Origin of the sequence: Ferrimonas balearica DSM 9799, from assembly GCF_000148645.1 — a bacterium.
Lineage (GTDB): Bacteria > Pseudomonadota > Gammaproteobacteria > Enterobacterales > Shewanellaceae > Ferrimonas > Ferrimonas balearica.
The window spans coordinates 259,668-282,835 of the sequence record NC_014541.1 but is presented as its reverse complement, the minus strand read 5'-3'; the positions used below and the strand labels follow the sequence as shown (position 1 = coordinate 282,835).

Sequence of the window (23,168 nt, the reverse complement as noted above, 5' to 3'; positions counted from 1 at the left end):
GCCTAGGCAGCGGACGGCTTATTCCTGATCCAACTCGATGTTGATACCCAGAGAACGGATCTCTTTGAGTACCACGTTGAAGGATTCAGGCATGCCAGGTTGCATCTGGTAGTTACCGTCCACGATGTTCTTGTACATCTGGGTACGGCCGTTGACGTCATCGGACTTGACGGTGAGCATCTCCTGCAGGGTGTAGGCTGCACCGTAGGCCTGCAGGGCCCACACTTCCATCTCACCGAAACGCTGACCACCGAACTGAGCCTTACCACCCAGCGGCTGCTGGGTAACCAGGCTGTAAGAACCGGTGGAACGGGCGTGCATCTTGTCGTCAACCAGGTGGTTCAGTTTCAGCATGTACATGTAGCCAACGGTTACCGGACGCTCGAAAGCGTTACCAGTACGGCCATCGTACAGGGTGAACTGACCGGAATCCGGCAGCTCGGCCAGACGCAGCATCTCTTTGATTTCTGCTTCAGCCGCACCGTCGAACGCCGGGGTGGCTACCGGCAGACCGCCTTTCAGGTTGTCGGCCAGACGCAGAACTTCAGCGTCAGAGAAGGTCGCCAGATCCACTTTCTGCTGGGTGTTGCCCAGGTCGTAGGCTTTCTGCATGAACTCACGCAGTTCCTCAACCTTGCGCTGCTGCTCCAGCATGCCGTTGATCTTGTCACCGATGCCCTTAGCAGCCATACCCAGGTGAACTTCCAGGATCTGACCGATGTTCATACGGGACGGTACACCCAGCGGGTTCAGAACGATGTCCACCGGCACGCCGTTTTCGTCGTGCGGCATGTCCTCAACCGGAACAATGGTGGAAATTACACCTTTGTTACCGTGACGACCGGCCATCTTATCGCCCGGCTGAATGCGACGCTTAACCGCCAGGTAAACCTTAACGATCTTCAGTACGCCCGGGGCCAGGTCATCGCCTTGAGTGATCTTGCGACGCTTGATCTCGAACTTCTTGTCGAATTCGGCTTTCAGCTCTTCGTACTGGTCAGCCAGCTGCTCCAGCTCGGTCTGCTTGCCTTCGTCGTCCAGCGGCTGTTCCAGCCACTTGTCACGAGACAGCTTGTCCAGCTGAGCTTCGCTGAAGCCAGCGCCCAGAAGCAGGGTGCGAGCACGGTTGTAGATGCCGTTTTCCAGGATGCTGAACTCTTCAGTCAGGTCCTTCTTGGCATCACGCAGCTGCATGTTCTCGATGTCGACAGCACGCTTGTCTTTCTCCACGCCATCGCGGGTAAAGACCTGTACGTCGATAACGGTGCCGTAAACGCCGTTCGGAACGCGCAGAGAGGAGTCCTTAACGTCGGACGCCTTCTCACCAAAGATGGCGCGCAGCAGCTTCTCTTCCGGAGTGAGCTGGGTTTCGCCTTTCGGAGTTACCTTACCCACCAGGATGTCGCCCGGCTTCATCTCGGCACCCACGTAAACGATACCGGACTCGTCCAGCTTGGACAGAGCGGACTCGCCCACGTTCGGGATGTCTGCGGTGATCTCTTCCGGACCCAGCTTGGTGTCACGAGCGATACAGGACAGTTCCTGGATGTGGATGGTGGTCAGGCGATCTTCCTGAACCACGCGCTCGGACAGCAGGATGGAATCCTCAAAGTTGTAACCGTTCCAGGTCATGAACGCGACGCGCAGGTTCTGACCCAGGGCCAGGTCACCCAGGTCGGTGGACGGGCCATCGGCCAGTACGTCACCACGGGTTACCGGCTCACCAACGGCACATACCGGACGCTGGTTGATGCAGGTGTTCTGGTTAGAACGGGTGTATTTGGTCAGGTTGTAGATGTCGATACCGGCTTCACCGGCCATCAGCTCATCTTCAGACACCTTGATCACGATGCGGGACGCATCCACGTAATCAACCACACCGCCACGCTTAGCCACTACGGTTACACCGGAGTCAACGGCCACAGCGCGCTCAATGCCGGTACCTACCAGAGGCTTGTCAGCCTTCAGGGTCGGAACGGCCTGACGCTGCATGTTCGCACCCATCAAGGCGCGGTTAGCATCGTCGTGCTCGAGGAACGGGATCAGAGACGCCGCCACAGAGATGATCTGCTGCGGAGAAACGTCCATGAAGTCTACCTGGTCAGCGCTGGCGAAGATGGATTCACCTTTCTGACGGGCCGCAACCAGTTCGTCGGTCAGGTTGCCGTCATCGTCCAGCTGTGCGTTCGCCTGAGCGATAACAAAGTTACCCTCTTCGATCGCAGACAGATATTCCACCTCTTCGGTCACCTTGCCGTCGATTACGCGACGGAACGGGGTTTCCAGGAAGCCGTACTCGTTGGTACGAGCAAAGGTGGACAGGGAGTTGATCAGACCAATGTTCGGACCTTCAGGGGTCTCAATCGGACACAGACGACCGTAGTGGGTCACGTGTACGTCTCGAACCTCAAAGCCAGCACGCTCACGGGTCAGACCGCCCGGACCCAGCGCGGAGATACGGCGCTTGTGAGTCACTTCGGACAGCGGGTTGTTCTGATCCATAAACTGAGACAGCTGGGAAGAGCCAAAGAACTCTTTCACCGCTGCGGAGATCGGCTTGGCGTTGATCAGGTCCTGAGGCATCAGGGCATCCAGATCACCCAGAGACAGACGCTCACGTACGGCACGCTCAACACGTACCAGACCGACGCGGAACTGGTTCTCTGCCATCTCGCCCACGGAGCGGATACGACGGTTACCCAGGTGGTCGATGTCGTCCACTTCGTCGTTGCCGTTGCGGATCTCGATGATCTTACGCATTACGTCAACGATGTCTTCCTTGGTCAGGATGCCAACGCCGGTGGACTCATCACGGCCCAGACGACGGTTGAACTTCATCCGGCCCACGGTGGACAGGTCGTAGCGGTCTTCAGAGAAGAACAGGTTCTCAAACAGCGCTTCGGCGGCTTCGCGGGTCGGCGGCTCGCCCGGGCGCATCATGCGGTAGATCTCAACCAGCGCTTCCATACGGTCGGAAGTGTTATCGACCTGCAGGGTGGTGGAGATGTACGGACCATGATCCAGGTCGTTGGTGTAGAGAGTCTCGAAAGACTTGATGCCAGCTTGGGACAGCTTGGCCACGTCTTCCAGGGACAGTTCCTGGTTAGCGTGAACCACAACTTCACCGGTGGCGTCGTCGATGTAGTCCTGAGCGGCCACTTTGCCAACCAGGTACTCAACGGCCACTTCAAGCTGTTTAACGTCGCCTTTTTCCAGCTGACGGATGTGGCGAGCAGTCACACGACGGCCCTTCTCCACGATCAGATCGCCGTTGTTGTCCTTGATGTCGAACAGCGCGGTTTCACCACGCAGACGGTCCGGCACCAGGTCCATCACCAGCTTGTCTTTCTTCAGAGAGAACTGAACCTTCTCGAAGAACAGATCCAGGATCTCCTGGGTGCTGTAACCCAGAGCGCGCAGGATGATGGAAGCCGGCAGTTTGCGGCGACGGTCGATACGAACGAACAGGTTGTCTTTCGGATCGAATTCGAAGTCCAGCCAGGAGCCACGGTACGGGATAACCCGCGCGTTGTAGAGCACCTTACCGGAGGAGTGGGTCTTACCTTTGTCGTGATCGAAGAACACACCCGGGCTGCGGTGCAGCTGGGATACGATCACACGCTCGGTACCGTTGATCACAAAGGTACCGTTCTCGGTCATGAGCGGGATATCGCCCATGTAAACTTCCTGCTCCTTGATGTCCTTAACGGCACCACCGGCCTCTTTGTCCATCAGGACAAGGCGCAGTTTTACACGCAGGGGAGCGGAATAGGTTACACCGCGGATTTGACACTCTTTAACGTCAAATACCGGCTCGCCCAGCTTGTAGCTGACGTACTGCAGTTCGGAGTAACCGGAGAAGCTTTTGATCGGGAAGACGCTGCGGAAGGCCGCTTCCAGGCCGCGCTCGCCGTCAGGATCTTGCTCGAGGAAGTTTTGGAACGAGTCCAGCTGGATTGAAAGCAGGTAAGGAACGTCCAGTACCTTGGGACGCTTACCAAAATCCTTGCGGATGCGTTTTTTCTCGAAATCGGAGTAAACCATGTGGTTCCTCTGCTCGTGATTGAAGACCCAAAATGCGCTCGTCGCGAGGCATTTCGTCCTAAATGCGCAAGAACCTAACCAATAATCTCTGCCAGGCCCGCGTTCCAAGAGGGGGAGGCAAACCCCATTCGGGTTTGCAAGCGCTCATAGCGCAAAAGGGCCGGTGGTCAAATAACCACCAGCCCAACCTGATTGCTCAGGTCAATAAGCTAGAAGATAGCTTACTTGAGCTCAACTTTACAGCCGGCTTCTTCCAGGTCTTTCTTCAGAGCTTCGGCTTCTTCTTTAGAGATGCCTTCTTTGATAGCTGCCGGAGCAGATTCTACCAGAGCTTTAGCTTCTTTCAGACCCAGGCCAGTTGCGCCGCGAACTGCTTTAATAGCGCCAACTTTGTTGGAACCAGCTTCGGCCAGGATTACGTCGAACTCGGTCTTCTCTTCAGCAGCGGCTGCGTCGCCGGCGCCACCAGCTACAACAGCAGCAGCAGCAGAAACACCGAACTTCTCTTCCATAGCTTCGATCAGTTCAACAACTTCCATTACAGACATGGCTGCAACGGCTTCGATGATTTGGTCTTTGGTGATAGACATTACTAACAATCCTAAAAATTACTGTAAAAGGTTAAGCGGCCAACAAAATTAGGCAGCTTGCTCTTCTTTTTGGTCGCGCAGAGCAGCCAGAGTACGAACCAGCTTGCCAGCAGATGCTTCCTTCATGGTCATCATCAACTGTGCAATCGCTTCGTCGTAGGTCGGCAGCTTAGCCAGACGGTCAATCTGCTCGGCAGGGATAAGCTCCCCTTCGTACGCCAGTGCTTTAACCTCAAAAGCTTGCTCTTCTTTGGCGAAGTCTTTGAACAGACGCGCCGCAGCACCGGGGTGCTCGATAGAGAAAGCGATCAGGGTCGGACCTACAAATGCGTCGCTCAGGCACTCGTAAGAGGTACCTTCAACAGCGCGCTTGGCCAGAGTGTTACGCACAACGCGCATAACCACACCAGCTTCACGAGCTTGCTTACGCAGAGAGGTCATCTTGCCTACGGTAACGCCACGACAGTCGGCGACCACAGCAGACAGAGCACCTTTGGCAGCTTCATTGACCTCAGCAACAATTGCTTTCTTGCCTTCGAGGTTCATTGCCATTGGGCTTCACTCCTGGATTCCACCTAGGCTTACGCCTAGAAACTTAACAACCCCAGAGAACTGGGGGATTCCATACGGCGGGGAGTTCCAGAAGATTAAAAATCTTCTTCAGGTCCATCACCGTCTACGCAGGAAATTAAGAAGCCGGGGCTTCACCTGCGGTCTTGGACGAAAGCCCGGACGATGTCCGGACTCCGACCTCAGGGCGCGAAATTATACAGTAAATCGCGCGCCCTGCAAATTAGGCTTGCGCTTCCAGAGTCGCCTGGTCAACCGCAACACCAGCACCCATGGTGGTAGAGATGGTTACTTTCTTAACGAAAGTACCTTTGGCAGAAGCAGGCTTGGCCTTCTTCAGCGCTACCAGCAGGGATTCCAGGTTTTCTTTCAGCTTGGCAGCGTCAAAGTCAACCTTACCGATGGTGGTGTGGATGATACCGTTCTTGTCGTTACGGTAGCGAACCTGACCGGCTTTAGCGTTCTTAACCGCTTCAGCAACGTTCGGGGTTACGGTACCGGTCTTCGGGTTCGGCATCAGGCCACGCGGACCCAGGATCTGACCCAGCTGACCAACAACGCGCATCGCATCCGGAGAAGCGATAACTACGTCGAAGTTCATCTCGCCAGCTTTAACCTGAGCGGCCAGCTCGTCCATACCTACCAGGTCAGCACCAGCTTCTTTGGCGGCATCGGCGTTGGCGCCTTGGGTGAACACGGCTACGCGTACATCGCGGCCAGTACCGTGCGGCAGCACAGTGGCGCCACGTACGTTCTGGTCGGATTTACGAGCATCGATGCCCAGGTTTACAGCAACGTCTACGCTCTCAACGAACTTGGCGGTAGCCAGTTCTTTCAGCAGAGCAACAGCTTCGTTGATGTCGTACTCACGAGTAGCGTCAACTTTCTCGCGGATTACGCGCATGCGCTTAGAGATCTTAGCCATCGATTAATCCTCCACTACCAGGCCCATGGAACGGGCAGTACCAGCGATGGAGCGAGCCATTGCATCGATGTCCGCACCAGTCATGTCAGCAGCCTTGGTTTCAGCGATTTCTTTAACCTGAGCCATGGTGATGGTACCCACTTTCTCAGTGTTAGGACGGCTGGAACCAGACTTCAGACCAGCGGCTTTCTTCAGCAGAACGGAAGCCGGCGGGGTCTTGGTAACAAAGGTGAAGGAACGGTCAGCGTAAACGGTGATCACAACCGGGATCGGCAGACCTTTTTCCAGTTTTTCTGTACGAGCGTTAAACGCCTTACAGAATTCCATGATGTTTACGCCGTGCTGACCCAGAGCCGGACCTACCGGCGGAGACGGGTTAGCGGCACCAGCTGCAACCTGCAGCTTGATGTAGGCTTGGACTTTCTTAGCCATGAGTAATTACCTCAATTTGGGTTCAAGCGCCGAACACGTGTTTCGGCTCCCCGATGAAAAAGGGGCGGCGAATTATAGCCAAATTCGCCGCCCCAGGACAAACGCTTTCTTGATGATCTTTTGATCAGGACTTCTCGACCTGACCGAAGTCCAACTCCACCGGAGTGGAACGACCAAAGATCATTACGGACACCTTCAGGCGGCTCTTCTCGTAGTCCACCTCTTCCACGGTACCGTTGAAGTCCGCAAACGGACCATCAGTAACACGAACCACTTCACCGGGTTCGAAGATGGTGCGGTGACGCGGAGATTCGGTCGCTTCCTGCAGACGGTTGAGAATGGCGTTTGCCTCTTTCTCAGTGATCGGCGCCGGACGGTCGGAAGTACCGCCGATAAAGCCCATCACGCGCGGTACGTTGCGCACCAGATGCCAGGATTGATCGTTCATTACCATCTGAACCAGCACGTAGCCAGGGAAGAACTTGCGCTCGCTCTTGCGACGCTGACCGGCACGCATCTCAACCACCTCTTCGGTGGGCACCAGCACCTCGCCAAAAAATTCTTCCATGCCATGCATCTGGATGTGCTCTTTCAGGGATTGGGCTACACGCGCCTCAAAACCGGAGAAAGCCTGCACCACATACCAGCGCATTTTCGGTTGCTCAGACATTCAGTTATACCCCTGTAATCAGATTAACGATCCACACCAGGCCCATATCCAGCAGCCAGAGGCAGAACGCCATAAACGCGGTGGCGGCAAAAACGATCAGAGTGGTCTGAACCGTTTCTTGGCGGGTCGGCCATACCACTTTGCGAACCTCATTGCGGGATTCCTGCGCAAACGCCCAGGCCGCTTTGCCTTTCTCAGTTTGAGCGGCAACAAACAGCGCGATGGCGATCGCGACAACCACGCCAATGGCGCGGATCAGCACAGATTCAGCAGCAAAGTAGTGGTTGCCCACCACAGCAGCGGCAAGGATCACTACCACCAGACCCCACTTCAGAGTGTCCATGGAGCTGCCCTGGTTTTCAGTATTGGTACTCATTACTACAATCCCGTATTCGAGTCTGTAACACCCGGCTGGTTTCGTCCAGCGGGTGTTGGTAGGCCGGCAGCTGCAGTTGGAACGCCTTCACTGGGCCATCCACCGGCAAAAAAGCAGCCCTAGATTCTATGCATTCTCGTCATCGCTGACAAGACGACCAACCCGCGCAAATGCAAAAAGGGCGCCGAATGGCGCCCTTTTCTGGTTTACAGCTGCCGTTGATTACTCAACGATCTTCGCTACAACACCAGCACCTACGGTACGGCCACCCTCACGGATAGCGAAACGCAGGCCTTCTTCCATCGCGATCGGAGCGATCAGAGTAACAGTCATCTGAATGTTGTCACCCGGCATTACCATCTCAACACCTTCCGGCAGCTCGATGGTGCCAGTGATGTCGGTGGTACGGAAGTAGAACTGAGGACGGTAGCCTTTGAAGAACGGGGTGTGACGACCGCCTTCTTCTTTGGACAGAACGTACACTTCAGAGGTGAACTTGGTGTGCGGGGTGATGGAGCCCGGCTGAGCCAGAACCTGACCACGCTCAACTTCTTCACGCTTGGTACCACGCAGCAGAACACCACAGTTCTCGCCAGCACGGCCTTCGTCCAGCAGCTTGCGGAACATCTCAACACCGGTACAGGTGGTCTTGGCGGTCTCTTTGATGCCAACGATTTCGACTTCGTCGCCAACTTTAACGATACCACGCTCAACACGACCGGTAACTACGGTACCACGGCCCTGGATGGAGAATACGTCTTCGATCGGCAGCAGGAATGCACCGTCTACCGCACGCTCCGGCTCAGGGATGTAGGTGTCCAGCGCGTCGGCCAGTTCCAGGATCTTAGCTTCCCACTGAGCGTCGCCTTCCAGCGCTTTCAGTGCAGAACCCTGGATAACCGGAGTGTCGTCGCCCGGGAAGTCGTACTCAGACAGCAGTTCACGAACTTCCATCTCAACCAGCTCGAGCAGCTCTTCGTCATCCACCATGTCACACTTGTTCAGGAACACGATGATGTACGGTACGCCAACCTGGCGGGACAGCAGGATGTGCTCACGGGTCTGCGGCATCGGGCCGTCAGTAGCAGCACAAACCAGGATCGCGCCGTCCATCTGGGCTGCACCGGTGATCATGTTCTTCACGTAGTCAGCGTGACCAGGGCAGTCAACGTGAGCGTAGTGACGGGTATCGGTGTCGTACTCAACGTGAGAAGCGGCGATGGTGATACCACGCTCACGCTCTTCCGGGGCATTATCGATCTGATCGAACGCGCGAGCCTGGCCACCGTGGGCCTTGGCCAGAACGTTGGTGATAGCAGCGGTCAGGGTGGTTTTACCGTGGTCAACGTGGCCGATGGTGCCTACGTTAACGTGGGGTTTCGTACGTTCAAATTTTTCTTTAGACATGGGTTTGCCTCGATCCAAACGAAGTGGACGCTGCCACTGGGCTTTTGGTACTCGGAGATTGAGTATAACAAGGAAAAATCGGCATGATGCGAGAGGAGTGGTGCTGATACCCAGATTCGAACTGGGGACCTCACCCTTACCAAGGGTGCGCTCTACCGACTGAGCTATATCAGCACTGGAAGTTGGAGCGGGCAGCGGGAATCGAACCCGCATCTCTAGCTTGGAAGGCTAGGGTAATAGCCATTATACGATGCCCGCGATTTCCCCTCGGACATCGCGCCAGGGAGAAAGTGGTGGAGGGGGTAGGATTCGAACCTACGAAGGCGGAGCCGGCAGATTTACAGTCTGCTCCCTTTGGCCACTCGGGAACCCCTCCGGAGATGGTGCCGGCACCAAGAGTCGAACTCGGGACCTACTGATTACAAGTCAGTTGCTCTACCAACTGAGCTATGCCGGCACTGTGCACTAATGTGCGGAGCGCATGATAGGAAAACGGCCGAATCAGCGCAATAGGATTTTCAAAAAAAAACCGCCAAAACGTTTGACTGGTGAGCTTTTGAGCATCCATTTTGGCGTTATTCCCCCTGCAAAATTCGAGTCGATTGAGGAAGTATCGGTGCTGTACCTTTGCCGGTGGTTAGGGTAATGTCGCGGTCGCAAACTATGGAGAAACGACACTTTTGAACGCCCAGACCAAACTCGGTGCCTACCAGGGATTTTCCCGTCGTGAGTGGGCCGCACTGCGTGATGCCGTTCCTCTTCCGCTGAGCGAAGAGGAGCTGGAGCGACTGCGGGGTATCAACGAGAGCGTTTCTCTGGAAGAGGTTGAAGCGGTGTACCTGCCGCTGTCCCGACTGCTGAATCTGTACGTTCACTCCAGCCAGCGCCGCGGAGACGTCCTTCAGCAATTCTTAGGGCGCCGCCCCTCCAAAGGGCCCTACATCATCAGCGTGGCCGGTTCGGTAGCGGTTGGGAAAAGCACCACCGCCCGTATCCTGCAGGCCCTGCTGCAACGCTGGCCCGAGCATCCCCAGGTGGAACTGGTCACCACCGACGGTTTTCTCTACCCGCTGGAAGAGCTCAAGCGCCGGGACCTGCTCAAGCGCAAGGGATTCCCGGAAAGCTATGACATTCGCATGCTGCTGGATTTTGTCAAAGAGGTGAAGTCAGGTCGCCGTACCGCGGCCCCGCTCTACTCTCACCTGAGCTATGACCGCATAGAGAACACCCAGCAGGAGATCAACAATCCGGACATCCTGATCCTCGAAGGGTTGAATGTCCTGCAGAGCGGTATGGACTATCCGGACGGTGATCGTCCCTTTGTTTCCGACTTTGTCGACTTCTCCATCTACGTGGATGCGCCGGAGTCACTGTTGAAGTCCTGGTACATCGACCGCTTTATCAGCTTCCGTGACGGTGCGTTTAAGGATCCAAACTCCTATTTCCACCACTACGCCCAGCTGAGTGAAGGGGAAGCCCGTAAGACCGCCAGTAAAATCTGGGATGACATCAACGGGCCCAACCTGAACAACAACATTCTGCCCACCCGTGAGCGGGCCACGCTGATCCTCAGCAAAGGCGAGCATCACCGCATTGAGAAGATCCGCCTGCGCGGTTAATCCCTCGGGCGCAGACTCAGTTCACCACCGGCAAACCGCTTTACCGTCCCATCCGGCAGGGCCAGCAACAGATGGCCCTGAGGGTCGATACCCCGTGCCACGCCGATCACCTCCTGGTTGCCCAGCAGCAGCTTTACCGGTGTATCGGCAAACTGATCCCGCGCCAGCCAGCGGGCAACGAACGGCGTCAGCCCCTCCAGCTCAAAATCCCGCATACCGGCATCGAGGTGTTCCAACACCCGGCGCGCCAACTCGCTGCGGGACGGCGCAATGCCCTCCCCGGCCAAATCGGCCCACGGCTGGTCTATCAACGCGGCCATCGACTCTGGCATCGTCACATTGACGCCACAGCCAATCACCAGTTCGCAGGCTTCCCCCTGCTGACCCGATACCTCAACCAGAATCCCGGCCAGCTTGCGCCCATTGAGATAGATGTCGTTGGGCCATTTCAGTGTCAGGCCGGATACCCCCAGCGACTCCAGCGCCTCACACAGCATCACCCCAACCGCCAGACTCAGTCCGCCGGCCGCAGCCAAACCCTGCTCCAGACGCCAGAAGTAAGAGAGATAGAGGTGGGAGGCGATTGGCGACACCCAGGTACGGCCACGTCGGCCACGGCCACCGGTCTGCATCTCAGCCAGGCACGCCTCACCATTGCGGCACTGCTTGGCACGGGCCAGCAAAAAGGCGTTGGTGGAGTCCACCTGCCACAGCAGGTGCAGAGGGGCGGGACGCTCAGCCACACCGATATGGTCAGCGCTGAGCAGACTCAGAGGCTGAGCCAGGCGGTAGCCTTTGCCCTTAACCCGGTAAAGATCCAGCCCAAGGGTTGATAACGCTTCAATGTGGTTATGGATCGCCGCCCGTGACACACCGAGTTGCTCGGCAAGGTGGGCGCCGGAATGAAACTGACCATCGGCCAACGCCGCGATCAACTGCTGACGAATCGTCGACAACATGGTTTACCAGCCTGCCTTTCCCTGTGCATCCAGAATGCGAACTTCCGGCTCTAACTCGATGCCGTAACGCTCCGACACCGTCGCAACAACATGACGCGCTAACGCCGTTACCTCAGCCGAGCTCGCCTTGTCGCGATTCACCAGCACCAGCGCCTGTTCGGTGTGCACCGCCGCGTCGCCAACCTGGTAACCCTTAAGGCCCGCATTGTCGATCAGCCAACCGGCAGGCACCTTAATCTGCCCCTCCCCCGCCGGATAGCTGGGGATTTGGGGATGGCCCTGTTGCAGGTGACTGAACAGGGTTTCACTGATCACCGGGTTTTTAAAGAAGCTGCCAGCGTTACCCAACGCACTAGGATCAGGCAGCTTGCTGGCGCGAACCCGGCACACCTCATCAAAGATCGCCTGAGGTGTGGTGTCCACCCCCAAGGCACTGAGCGGACCATAACCCAGTTTTGGCTGCCAGTGTTTGCTCAGCTTCAGGCCAACGGCCACCACCACGGCTCGCCCTTTCAGCCCGGCTTTAAAGACCGACTCACGATAACCGAAGTGGCATTGCTCTGCGCTCAGGCGAACCCGCTCGGCAGACTCACAATCCCAGTAGTCGACGTATTCGCAGAAGTCAGCCAGCTCAACGCCGTAGGCCCCAATGTTTTGTACGGGAGCCGCTCCTACGGTGCCCGGGATCAGCGCCAGATTTTCCAGCCCCGGCATACCCGACTCAAGCGACCAGGCCACCACCTCATGCCAGTTTTCACCGGCCCCCAGGTGCAGGTGGAAGTGATCCGCGCTTTCGGACACCTCGCGACCGGCGATGCGGTTCAGAATCACCAGTCCGTCGAAATCCTCAGTGAACAACAGATTGCTGCCACCGCCGACCACCAGCTTGGGCAGCGCGCGCCACGCCTCGGCCTGGTAGGCATTGGCCAGCGCAGCCACGCTGTCTACCACCATCAGGGCACGAGAACGCACTGAAATGCCGAACGTGTGGTGTTCGGCCAGATCCGCATCAAAAATCACAGAAGCAGGCACAGTCAGGTTGATTCCATCGAAAGGCGCCGAAGCGACAAAAACAAAAAGAAGGCGAAGTCTACGTAATCTCGGGGGTCAGGTCGACCACCCTGTACATCTTTTCACCAGCCCTCAATAGCTGACAGAGAGTATAAAGCGGGAAACCAACGAAGAAAGAGAAGCTTGCGCTGATCCGAACAAAAACCAGGATTGTGGAAACTGTGAAATTCATCGCCCGGATGCCCACAGCCATTACTATCACCGATTTAAGAACCGACACAGACCTGCCATATCGCCGCCCACAGAGAGAATGTCAGTGGGGCGAACAGGAGCCGATGCAGCGCATCGCAGTCCTGTGAGGTGGATGCTGGGATGCCGACAGGAGGGATCCCACAGGGATGTGTTCTTACGGCGCCGCGACCCGTGCGCAGCACCGGGGAGCGGACAAGAAAAAAGCCTGACTCTTTCGAAGGGGGCGCCCAGCCTCAGGCTTTCTCTTTATAGATGGCGGAGTGGGCGAAAGTGACCGTTGCAAAGCAACGCAGCACTTGAGCGCGAGGCAGGGATGCCGAGCGGAGGGGAGCACCAGGGGCGAACAGGAACCGATGCAACGCATCGCAGTCCTGTGAGCTGGAGGCAGGGATGCCGACAGGAGGGATCCCACAAGGATGTGTTACCAGCGCAGTGAACGCACGAACCTCGACACCGTCCAGAAGCCAGAAACGAAAAAACCCAGCCGTTAGGGCGAGTCGAAACCGATGCAACGCATCGCAGTTCGGCGAGGTGGAGGCATGGATGCCGACAGGAGGGATCCCACAGGGATGTGTTTTTAAGGCGCCGCGACCCGTGCGCAGCACCGGGGAGCGGACAAGAAAAAAGCCTGACTCTTTCGAAGGGGGCGCCCAGCCTCAGGCTTTCTCTTTATAGATGGCGGAGTGGGCGAAAGTGACCGTTGCAAAGCAACGCAGCACTTGAGCGCGAGGCAGGGATGCCGAGCGGAGGGGAGCACCAGGGGCGAACAGGAACCGATGCGACGCATCGCAGTCCTGTGAGCTGGAGGCAGGGATGCCGACAGGAGGGATCCCACATGGATGTGTTACCAACGCAGTGGACGCACGAACCTCGACACCGTCCAAAAGCCAGAAACGAAAAAACCCAGCCGTTAGGCTGGGTTCTTCGTTATAGATGGCGGAGTGGACGGGACTCGAACCCGCGACCCCCGGCGTGACAGGCCGGTATTCTAACCAACTGAACTACCACTCCGCACTTAAAATGGAGCCTGGCGGTGACCTACTCTCGCATGGCAACTGCCACACTACCATCGGCGCGGTCGCGTTTCACTTCTGAGTTCGGCATGGGATCAGGTGGGGCCACGACGCTATTGCCACCAGGCAAAAATCGTACAATTCGGAAAAGCTGTTTCTCGATGTAAGAGCTTCTTACAAGGTCGGATATCCGACAAACAAAACCACTTGGGTGTTGTATGGTTAAGCCTCACGGGTCATTAGTACAGGTTAGCTCAACGCCTCACAACGCTTACACACCCTGCCTATCAACGTCGTAGTCTTCGACGGCCCTTTAGGACTCTCGAGGAGTCAGTGAGAACTCATCTTGAGGCTCGCTTCCCGCTTAGATGCTTTCAGCGGTTATCGATTCCGAACTTAGCTACCCGGCAATGCCACTGGCGTGACAACCGGAACACCAGAGGTTCGTCCACTCCGGTCCTCTCGTACTAGGAGCAGCCCCTCTCAATTCTCAAACGCCCACGGCAGATAGGGACCGAACTGTCTCACGACGTTCTGAACCCAGCTCGCGTACCACTTTAAATGGCGAACAGCCATACCCTTGGGACCGACTTCAGCCCCAGGATGTGATGAGCCGACATCGAGGTGCCAAACACCGCCGTCGATATGAACTCTTGGGCGGTATCAGCCTGTTATCCCCGGAGTACCTTTTATCCGTTGAGCGATGGCCCTTCCATTCAGAACCACCGGATCACTAAGACCTACTTTCGTACCTGCTCGACGTGTCTGTCTCGCAGTTAAGCTGGCTTATGCCTTTGCACTAACCTCATGATGTCCGACCATGATTAGCCAACCTTCGTGCTCCTCCGTTACTCTTTGGGAGGAGACCGCCCCAGTCAAACTACCCACCAGGCACTGTCCGCAACCCCGATAAGGGGCCAACGTTAGAACATCAAACATACAAGGGTGGTATTTCAAGGACGGCTCCACAACGACTGGCGTCATTGCTTCAAAGCCTCCCACCTATCCTACACATGTAGGTTCAATGTTCAGTGCCAAGCTGTAGTAAAGGTTCACGGGGTCTTTCCGTCTAGCCGCGGGTACACTGCATCTTCACAGCGATTTCAATTTCACTGAGTCTCGGGTGGAGACAGCGTGGCCATCATTACGCCATTCGTGCAGGTCGGAACTTACCCGACAAGGAATTTCGCTACCTTAGGACCGTTATAGTTACGGCCGCCGTTTACCGGGGCTTCGATCAAGAGCTTCGTCCGAAAACTAACCCCATCAATTAACCTTCCGGCACCGGGCAGGCGTCACACCGTATACGTCCTCTTACGAGTTTGCACAGTGCTGTGTTTTTGATAAACAGTTGCAGCCACCTGGTATCTGCGACTCCCACTAGCTTAGAGAGCAAGTCTCATCACCGGCAGGAGCGTACCTTCTCCCGAAGTTACGGTACCATTTTGCCTAGTTCCTTCACCCGAGTTCTCTCAAGCGCCTTGGTATTCTCTACCTGACCACCAGTGTTGGTTTGGGGTACGGTTGCTAATTACCTGAAGCTTAGAAGATTTTCCTGGAAGCATGGCATCAACCACTTCATCACCGTAGTGACTCGTCATCAGCTCTCAGCGTTATGCGAACCCGGATTTGCCTAAGTTCACCGCCTACTACCTTAAACACGGACAACCAACGCCGTGCTGGCCTAGCCTTCTCCGTCTCTCCATCGCAGTAATCAGCAGTACGGGAATATTAACCCGTTTCCCATCGACTACGTCTTTCGACCTCGCCTTAGGGGCCGACTCACCCTGCCCCGATTAACGTTGGACAGGAACCCTTGGTCTTCCGGCGAGCGGGTTTTTCACCCGCTTTAACGTTACTCATGTCAGCATTCGCACTTCTGATACGTCCACGGAACTTCTCAATTCCGCTTCAACCGCTTACAGAACGCTCCTCTACCAAGCACAACAAGTGTGCTTCCGCAGCTTCGGTGTATCGCTTAGCCCCGTTACATCTTCCGCGCAGGCCGACTCGACTAGTGAGCTATTACGCTTTCTTTAAAGGGTGGCTGCTTCTAAGCCAACCTCCTAGCTGTCTAAGCCTTCCCACATCGTTTCCCACTTAGCGATAACTTTGGGACCTTAGCTGGCGGTCTGGGTTGTTTCCCTCTCCACGACGGACGTTAGCACCCGCCGTGTGTCTCCCGTGATTGCACTCATTGGTATTCGGAGTTTGCATGGGGTTGGTAAGTCGGGATGACCCCCTAGCCCAAACAGTGCTCTACCCCCAATGGTGAGACACGAGGCGCTACCTAAATAGCTTTCGAGGAGAACCAGCTATCTCCCGGTTTGATTGGCCTTTCACCCCTAACCACAAGTCATCCGCTAATTTTGCAACATTAGTCGGTTCGGTCCTCCAGTACCTGTTACGGCACCTTCAACCTGCCCATGGCTAGATCACCGGGTTTCGGGTCTACACCCTGCAACTAATTCGCCCAGTTAAGACTCGGTTTCCCTACGGCTCCCCTATTCGGTTAACCTTGCTACAGAATGTAAGTCGCTGACCCATTATACAAAAGGTACGCAGTCACCCTCGAAGGGCTCCTACTGCTTGTACGTACACGGTTTCAGGTTCTATTTCACTCCCCTCACAGGGGTTCTTTTCGCCTTTCCCTCACGGTACTGGTTCACTATCGGTCAGTCAGGAGTATTTAGCCTTGGAGGATGGTCCCCCCATGTTCAGACAAGATAACACGTGTCCCGTCCTACTCGATTTCACACTGTGGTCGTTTTCATGTACGGGGCTATCACCCTGTGTCGCCAAGCTTTCCAGCTTGTTCCATTAACTTCCTCAATGCTTAAGGGCTAATCCCCGTTCGCTCGCCGCTACTAAGGGAATCTCGGTTGATTTCTTTTCCTCTGGGTACTTAGATGTTTCAGTTCCCCAGGTTCGCCTCAGTTACCTATGTATTCAGTAACTGATGACACCTTATGGTGCCGGGTTTCCCCATTCGGACATCTCAGACTCAAGTGGCTCTTACCGCCTCATCTGAGCTTTTCGCAGGTTAGCACGTCCTTCATCGCCTCTGACTGCCAAGGCATCCACCGTGTACGCTTAGTCGCTTAACCATACAACCCCAAGGGGTCTTGCTTGAGCTTTGGTAGAACCAAATCTCGTTGCAACCGTAATGAGCTTTGCAAAGCACATTACGCATATGACGCAACCAAATGTTTCGTTACTCAGCTTTCGCTGAGTCGCCGGATATCAAGACACTTGCAAGAAGTTTACTCTTACAATTTCTCGAGAAATTTATCAGCTTATCCAAATTGTTAAAGAACGGTTCCAAATCAACACTTTCGCATTGACTCAGACAATCTGTGTGAACACTCGACGCAGGCAAGAATTCATGTCGTTAAGGAGGTGATCCAGCCCCAGGTTCCCCTAGGGCTACCTTGTTACGACTTCACCCCAGTCATGAACCACAAAGTGGTGAGCGTCCTCCCGAAGGTTAAACTACCCACTTCTTTTGCAGCCCACTCCCATGGTGTGACGGGCGGTGTGTACAAGGCCCGGGAACGTATTCACCGTGGCATTCTGATCCACGATTACTAGCGATTCCGACTTCATGGAGTCGAGTTGCAGACTCCAATCCGGACTACGACCAGCTTTATGGGATTGGCTCACTCTCGCGAGTTGGCAACCCTTTGTACTGACCATTGTAGCACGTGTGTAGCCCTACCCGTAAGGGCCATGATGACTTGACGTCGTCCCCACCTTCCTCCGGTTTATCACCGGCAGTCTCCCATGAGTTCCCGCCATTACGCGCTGGCAACATAGGACAAGGGTTGCGCTCGTTGCGGGACTTAACCCAACATTTCACAACACGAGCTGACGACAGCCATGCAGCACCTGTCTCAGAGTTCCCGAAGGCACCAAACCATCTCTGGTAAGTTCTCTGGATGTCAAGGGTAGGTAAGGTTCTTCGCGTTGCATCGAATTAAACCACATGCTCCACCGCTTGTGCGGGCCCCCGTCAATTCATTTGAGTTTTAACCTTGCGGCCGTACTCCCCAGGCGGTCTATTTAATGCGTTAGCTTTGGAACCCACGCCTCAAGGGCACAGACTCCTAATAGACATCGTTTACGGCGTGGACTACCAGGGTATCTAATCCTGTTTGCTCCCCACGCTTTCGCATCTGAGCGTCAGTCTCTTGCCAGGGGGCCGCCTTCGCCACTGGTATTCCTTCAGATCTCTACGCATTTCACCGCTACACCTGAAATTCTACCCCCCTCTCAAGGACTCTAGCCAAGCAGTATCAAATGCAATTCCCAGGTTAAGCCCGGGGCTTTCACATCTGACTGACTTGGCCGCCTGCATGCGCTTTACGCCCAGTAATTCCGATTAACGCTCGCACCCTCCGTATTACCGCGGCTGCTGGCACGGAGTTAGCCGGTGCTTCTTCTGCGAGTAACGTCACAGCTAGCGGGTATTAACCACTAACCTTTCCTCCTCGCTGAAAGTGCTTTACAACCCGAAGGCCTTCTTCACACACGCGGCATGGCTGCATCAGGCTTTCGCCCATTGTGCAATATTCCCCACTGCTGCCTCCCGTAGGAGTCTGGGCCGTGTCTCAGTCCCAGTGTGGCTGATCATCCTCTCAAACCAGCTAGAGATCGTCGCCTTGGTGAGCCATTACCTCACCAACTAGCTAATCTCACTTAGGCTTATCCAATCGCGCAAGGTCCGAAGAGCCCCTGCTTTCCCCCGTAGGGCGTATGCGGTATTAGCAGTCGTTTCCAACTGTTGTCCCCCTCGACTGGGCAAATTCCTAAGCATTACTCACCCGTCCGCCGCTCGCCGCCCAACAAATCCCCCGAAGGTTCAATGTTGTCGCTGCCGCTCGACTTGCATGTGTTAGGCCTGCCGCCAGCGTTCAATCTGAGCCATGATCAAACTCTTCAATTAAAGATTTTGATTTGCTTCCGTAGAAGCTACTCAATGAATACTGAATTAACTTGGTGTCACTCAGTAGCATCGAGAAAATGATGATTTCTCAACACTGCGTGAGTGCCCACACAGATTGTCTGATAACTTGTTAAAGAGCGTTGCCTCACTCGAGGCAGGAGGCGCATTCTACGCGTTTCTCCGTCATCGTCAAGGGCGTTTTTCACTTTCCTTTCCGACCGTCTAAGTTTTAACCAGGACCTCTTGGAGGCCTTGGTGGCTCAGCGTTTTGTGTTCCGCTTTGCCCCGTCGACAGGGAGCGCATTATAGGGCGGAATTCGGCGGCGGCAAGGGGGAATTTAAGAAAAACGTTTCGACTGCGCAGTTACCGACCAACTCGCCTAGCAACCGAGCAGATTGGGGGTTTTAGCGCCATTTTTCCACGTTGGAAAAGCCCTGTTCCCGCAAATAAACGGTTGCTGAGGGCGCCGGCGCCTCCCCAGTATGGAAAAACGAGGCGGCAAAAACGGCCCCTTCCTTCTCTTCACCGCCCAAAAGCTGGCTGACCCGCCGGGCAATGGCCGCACCGGAGTCAATCAGGCGCACCTGAGGCCCCAATACCTGGCCGATCTCCTCCCTTAATAGAGGGAAATGGGTACAGCCCAACACCACGACATCCGGCTGGCGTTGCAGAAATTCGCCAAGGATGGGCTCCAGCTGACTGCAGCTCACCGGTTGCCCCGCCAGCTTCTGCTCCGCCAGCCATACCAATTCACTGCTGCCGAGGCGGACCAATTCGCAGTCCGCAGCAAACTGGGCGGCCAACTCATCGGTATAGGGACGACGTACAGTGCCCGGGGTCGCCAGCAAGCCGATCACTTTACGGTGGCTCATGGCTGCCGCCGGCTTGATGGCGGGCACGACCCCCACCACCGGACAGTCGATGGCCGCTCGCAATGGTTCCAATACCAGGGTGCTGGCACTGTTACAGGCGATCACCACCAGATCGATCGGCTCCTCGGCCATCTGCGCCCGGATCAGGTCAACGCAGCCCTGCACCAATTCATCCGGTGCCAGTTCGCCATAAGGGAAACGGGCGTTGTCTGCCAGGTAGCGGTACCGCCGATTCGGCAACGCCTGACGGATATGCTGGTAAATGGTGAGGCCACCAAGGCCGGAATCAAAGAGTAGGATTGCGCCCATGAGTTATTGGTATTAGCCGTTAGAATCAGTAAACAGAGTGCTGAGTGGATCCTACTGTGTTCCACTGACGTTGTCCCGGTCTGGCAGCATACCCCGTCACAGTGCTGGACTTGCCGCGCCGGGTGATTAGAATTTGCCCCCTTTAAAGAACAAGCTCACTGGAGACCCTGATGGATCTGGCTGCCCTCGATCCCCGTCAATATCAAACCCAGCTCGATGAAAAATGCGAGCGCATGCGTGCGCTGTTTGCGCCGTTTAACGCGCCGGAGCTGGAGGTGTTTCCATCCGAGCCTGAGCATTATCGTATGCGCGCCGAGTTCCGGGTTTGGCACGACGGTGATGACCTGAACTACATCATGTTCGATCAAACCCAGCAGGCCAAGGTAGAGGTGACCCAATACCTGCCCGCCAGCGCGTTGATCAATGAATACATGCCGCGCCTGATCGAAGCCCTGAAGCCGGACCCGGTACTGCGCCGCAAGCTGTTCCAGGTGGATTTCCTCTCCACCCTCAGCGGTGAGCTGGTGATCAGTCTGCTCTACCACCGCCAGCTGGACGACGCCTGGTGTGATGCCATTCGTGAACTGCGCGCCCGCTGGGACAACAAGGTGCACTTTATCGGTCGCGCTCGTAAGCAAAAGGTCACTCTGGAGCAGGACTACGTCGACGAAGTGCTGCACGTCCATGGCCAGCCTTACCACTATCGTCAGATCGAGAACGCCTTTACTCAGCCCAACGGCAAGGTCGCCGAGAAGATGCTGGAGTGGGCGGTCGATGCGACCCGTAACAGCGATGGCGACCTGCTGGAACTGTACTGCGGCAACGGTAACTTCTCTCTGGCGCTGGCACAGAACTTTGAGCGAGTTCTGGCTACTGAACTGGCCAAGCCGTCGGTGGAAGCGGCACAGTACAACATCGCCAAGAACAACATCGATAACGTCACCATCCTGCGGATGTCTGCCGAGGACTTTACCGACGCCATCAACGGGGTGCGCGAGTTCCGGCGTCTGAAGGGGATCGACCTGTCCGGCTACCGCTGCAACACCATCTTTGTTGACCCGCCGCGCGCCGGCCTCGACCCGGCGACCGAAAAGATGGTGCAGGGCTACGACCGCATCCTCTATATCTCCTGCAATCCGGAGACGTTGCTGGAGAACCTGAAGACCCTCAGCCAAACCCACAAGCTGAGTCGTCTGGCACTGTTCGATCAGTTCCCCTACACCCACCATATGGAAGCGGGTGTGCTGCTGGAGCGCATCAAATAGAAAAGAAGGCCGCATAATGCGGCCTTCTTTTTTACCCGGTCATGTTCCTCGAACGCTGGCGTCGTACCTGCTGTTGCACCTTTAGGGCCGCGATAAGCCGTAACAGAGCCTCGCACCCATCCCGTTTGGCGTCACCATGGTCAACATGGCGCTCCAGCTCCGACGCCCACACCTCTGCCAGCGTCATCACCAGTTGCTCGGCCTGGCTCAGCCCCTCAGGACTGCAGGCACGGGTGGACAAAAGAGTGCAGCTGAGCAGAAGGCAGTCCATGGTGTCCCAGGCGGAGAGTGGTTGCCGCTCATGTTCGGCATCCAGCACCAGCCAATCGGGCTTGCCTTCGCTAAACACCAAAGCCGCCACCAGGTGGCTCAATGTCTCCCTGTCAGTGGCACCGGTAAACAGATAGTTCAGTGAAGGGCGCGGCATCAGGGCCAGCTGCAAGCGCTGTGACAGTTGGGCCTTTTGCCATTGCTGCCCAACCGCTCCGATAAATGACATCAGTGAAACAGCGGCACGGCAGTATCGCCTACGCCAAACAGCCGCCTTAGGTGCAGCAAGTACTGACGCGCCAGTACCACAAACCCTTTGTAGTACTGTGTGTTTGCCTGATACTCCGCCAGCTCAAGGCAACGGTCGGCCCAGGGCAGCATAAAGTCGGAAAGCAGCGTTTTACTGCGATTCAACGCCGTGTCACAGCCGGGTTTCTCAGCCAACTGGCTCAACAAAAAAGCCAATACCACGAACTGTATGCCGATATGGTCGAGCGGCTCGTTGCTTTGCTGTGCCACTCGGATGTCGTTTTGACGCAGAAATTCCGCAAACGCCAAAGTGGATTCGCTGTTTAACAGCGACGAGGCGTCAAGGTAGACCGACCCCCAGGGCGGAGCCAAAGGCTGGCCCGGGCCAATAAAGAGGCGGCTGAAGTCCAGCTTCAGGGCCACCAGCTGCATGTCGCTGGCCTGCCACTGCTCCACAAACTGCAATAACAGGGCCAGGCCCGTTTCTGTGCGCTCACCGGCGCCCCCAATCTCCGACCAGGCTGAGATTAAGCTCTTATCCTGCAATTGATTAACGGTGTGGCGCTCTGGCGCCTTCATAAAAATGGAGTGGAACAGGTGGGCCCCAGCTTCCAACCCTTCCAACTGTGATTTCGCCAACATCAGCGTGCTTCTCCCTGAAAACGAAAACGCAGAGACGCCACAAGCCGCAGCGCCTCTGCATGGTCGATTACACCTCGCGAACGTTAAGAACCTTGCCCGCAGAGGAACCGCTGGCCTGGGCGTGTTTCGGTGCCTTGACGATCAGGTTTGGCTGGGTGATCGACGCTGCCGGTAGCGGTGCAAAGTGCCCGTCCCCCTCGCCATAGCGATGGCGCAGGTTCTCCATGGTGTCGAAATCCAGTGCCCGCAAAGGGCAGCTTTCAACACAGATGGGCTTGCGGCCCTGCTCCAGTCGGTCATGACAGCCATCGCACTTGGTCATGATCTTACGGGCCGCATCGATCTGCGGAGCATCGTAAGGACAGGCCTGCGCACAGCTCTGACAGCCGATGCAGAGGGACTCATCCACCAACACCAGGCCATCCTGTTCACGCTTGTGCATCGCTCCGGTAGGGCAGGTTTTGACGCAAACCGGTTCGGAGCAGTGGTTACAACCCAGCGAGGCATAGTAAGCAAAGACATTCTGGTTGTAGCTGTTATCACTGTTTTGCGACCAGCTGCCCCCGCCATACTCATACACCCGCCGCCACAGCATGCCGGGCAGATCTGCCACACCGGCATTGACCACATCATCTTTGTTGCGGGTTATCCCCACCATCCGGTCTTTACAGGCGATATGGCAGGTTTTGCAGCCGGTGCATTTACTGCTGTCAAAGTAGAAACCGTATTGAGTGCTGTTGCTCATCT

Annotated in this window: 16 protein-coding genes, 5 tRNA genes and 3 rRNA genes; 2 read left to right on the top strand and 22 right to left on the bottom strand. The window is 56.0% G+C overall.

Annotation, left to right across the window (positions count from 1 at the left end; translation table 11 throughout):
* Positions 1-18: 18 nt before the first annotated feature.
* The 12 genes from rpoB to FBAL_RS01270 form a co-directional block, all read right to left on the bottom strand.
* Entirely contained in the window at positions 19-4,044 is a 4,026-nt protein-coding gene (gene rpoB / locus FBAL_RS01325) for a DNA-directed RNA polymerase subunit beta (RefSeq protein WP_013343771.1), read from the bottom strand.
* A gap of 221 nt (positions 4,045-4,265) precedes the next feature.
* Positions 4,266-4,634, bottom strand: coding sequence for a 50S ribosomal protein L7/L12 (gene rplL / locus FBAL_RS01320; RefSeq protein ID WP_013343770.1), 369 nt, complete (start codon positions 4,632-4,634; stop codon positions 4,266-4,268).
* A gap of 48 nt (positions 4,635-4,682) precedes the next feature.
* The gene (gene rplJ / locus FBAL_RS01315; protein WP_013343769.1) at positions 4,683-5,186 is read right to left on the bottom strand and encodes a 50S ribosomal protein L10; all 504 of its coding nucleotides are present in this window, start codon (positions 5,184-5,186) and stop codon (positions 4,683-4,685) included.
* 241 nt (positions 5,187-5,427) lie between these two features.
* Entirely contained in the window at positions 5,428-6,129 is a 702-nt protein-coding gene (gene rplA / locus FBAL_RS01310) for a 50S ribosomal protein L1 (protein ID WP_013343768.1), read from the bottom strand.
* Positions 6,130-6,132: 3 nt separating this feature from the next.
* Positions 6,133-6,561, bottom strand: a complete 429-nt coding sequence (gene rplK, locus FBAL_RS01305; protein ID WP_013343767.1) for a 50S ribosomal protein L11 — start codon at positions 6,559-6,561, stop codon at positions 6,133-6,135.
* A gap of 124 nt (positions 6,562-6,685) precedes the next feature.
* Positions 6,686-7,231 (bottom strand): transcription termination/antitermination protein NusG, encoded by a 546-nt coding sequence (gene nusG, locus FBAL_RS01300; protein ID WP_013343766.1) that lies wholly within the window; start codon positions 7,229-7,231, stop codon positions 6,686-6,688.
* A gap of 4 nt (positions 7,232-7,235) precedes the next feature.
* Positions 7,236-7,607: a preprotein translocase subunit SecE gene (gene secE / locus FBAL_RS01295; RefSeq protein WP_013343765.1), complete on the bottom strand. Its 372-nt coding sequence runs from the start codon at positions 7,605-7,607 to the stop codon at positions 7,236-7,238.
* A 222-nt stretch (positions 7,608-7,829) separates the two neighbouring features.
* On the bottom strand, positions 7,830-9,014 hold the full coding sequence (tuf, locus tag FBAL_RS01290) for an elongation factor Tu (RefSeq protein ID WP_013343764.1): 1,185 nt from the start codon (positions 9,012-9,014) through the stop codon (positions 7,830-7,832).
* A gap of 98 nt (positions 9,015-9,112) precedes the next feature.
* Positions 9,113-9,188: transfer RNA gene (locus tag FBAL_RS01285), tRNA-Thr, on the bottom strand.
* Positions 9,189-9,197: 9 nt separating this feature from the next.
* Positions 9,198-9,272 (bottom strand) — tRNA-Gly (locus FBAL_RS01280).
* A 33-nt stretch (positions 9,273-9,305) separates the two neighbouring features.
* Positions 9,306-9,390: transfer RNA gene (locus tag FBAL_RS01275), tRNA-Tyr, on the bottom strand.
* Positions 9,391-9,395: 5 nt separating this feature from the next.
* Positions 9,396-9,471, bottom strand: a tRNA-Thr gene (locus FBAL_RS01270).
* Between the two features lie 223 nt (positions 9,472-9,694).
* Here FBAL_RS01270 and coaA point away from each other — a divergent pair.
* Positions 9,695-10,633: a type I pantothenate kinase gene (gene coaA / locus FBAL_RS01265; RefSeq protein ID WP_013343763.1), complete on the top strand. Its 939-nt coding sequence runs from the start codon at positions 9,695-9,697 to the stop codon at positions 10,631-10,633.
* On the opposite strand, the gene birA is transcribed toward coaA, so the two are convergent.
* The 7 genes from birA to murI form a co-directional block, all read right to left on the bottom strand.
* Complete coding sequence (gene birA / locus FBAL_RS01260) at positions 10,630-11,592, bottom strand: bifunctional biotin--[acetyl-CoA-carboxylase] ligase/biotin operon repressor BirA (RefSeq protein WP_013343762.1); 963 nt, start codon at positions 11,590-11,592, stop codon at positions 10,630-10,632. The two genes, coaA and birA, sit on opposite strands and share 4 nt — an antisense overlap.
* Positions 11,593-11,595: 3 nt before the next feature.
* Positions 11,596-12,624: a UDP-N-acetylmuramate dehydrogenase gene (gene murB / locus FBAL_RS01255; RefSeq protein WP_013343761.1), complete on the bottom strand. Its 1,029-nt coding sequence runs from the start codon at positions 12,622-12,624 to the stop codon at positions 11,596-11,598.
* Positions 12,625-13,789: 1,165 nt separating this feature from the next.
* Positions 13,790-13,866 (bottom strand) — tRNA-Asp (locus FBAL_RS01250).
* A 14-nt stretch (positions 13,867-13,880) separates the two neighbouring features.
* A 5S ribosomal RNA gene (gene rrf / locus FBAL_RS01245) occupies positions 13,881-13,995 on the bottom strand.
* Positions 13,996-14,086: 91 nt separating this feature from the next.
* Positions 14,087-16,975: ribosomal RNA gene (locus tag FBAL_RS01240) — 23S ribosomal RNA — on the bottom strand.
* Positions 16,976-17,260: 285 nt separating this feature from the next.
* Positions 17,261-18,813, bottom strand: a 16S ribosomal RNA gene (locus FBAL_RS01235).
* Together the 16S, 23S and 5S rRNA genes with 1 tRNA gene alongside form the textbook arrangement of a ribosomal RNA operon.
* A gap of 405 nt (positions 18,814-19,218) precedes the next feature.
* Entirely contained in the window at positions 19,219-19,995 is a 777-nt protein-coding gene (gene murI / locus FBAL_RS01230; RefSeq protein WP_013343760.1) for a glutamate racemase, read from the bottom strand.
* Positions 19,996-20,165: 170 nt separating this feature from the next.
* On the opposite strand from murI, the gene trmA reads away from it, so the two are divergent.
* Entirely contained in the window at positions 20,166-21,260 is a 1,095-nt protein-coding gene (gene trmA / locus FBAL_RS01225) for a tRNA (uridine(54)-C5)-methyltransferase TrmA (RefSeq protein WP_013343759.1), read from the top strand.
* A 31-nt stretch (positions 21,261-21,291) separates the two neighbouring features.
* On the opposite strand, the gene FBAL_RS01220 is transcribed toward trmA, so the two are convergent.
* The 3 genes from FBAL_RS01220 to FBAL_RS01210 all read right to left on the bottom strand — a co-directional run bounded on the left by FBAL_RS01220 (position 21,292) and on the right by FBAL_RS01210 (position 23,166).
* Positions 21,292-21,759 carry a hypothetical protein gene (locus FBAL_RS01220; protein WP_013343758.1) on the bottom strand — a complete coding sequence of 156 codons (468 nt, stop codon included), beginning with the start codon at positions 21,757-21,759 and terminating at the stop codon, positions 21,292-21,294.
* Positions 21,759-22,421 (bottom strand): TorD/DmsD family molecular chaperone, encoded by a 663-nt coding sequence (locus FBAL_RS01215; RefSeq protein ID WP_013343757.1) that lies wholly within the window; start codon positions 22,419-22,421, stop codon positions 21,759-21,761. Before FBAL_RS01215 ends, FBAL_RS01220 begins: the two co-directional genes overlap by 1 nt.
* Before the next feature lie 67 nt (positions 22,422-22,488).
* Complete coding sequence (locus FBAL_RS01210; RefSeq protein WP_013343756.1) at positions 22,489-23,166, bottom strand: DMSO/selenate family reductase complex B subunit; 678 nt, start codon at positions 23,164-23,166, stop codon at positions 22,489-22,491.
* Positions 23,167-23,168 lie beyond the last annotated feature (2 nt).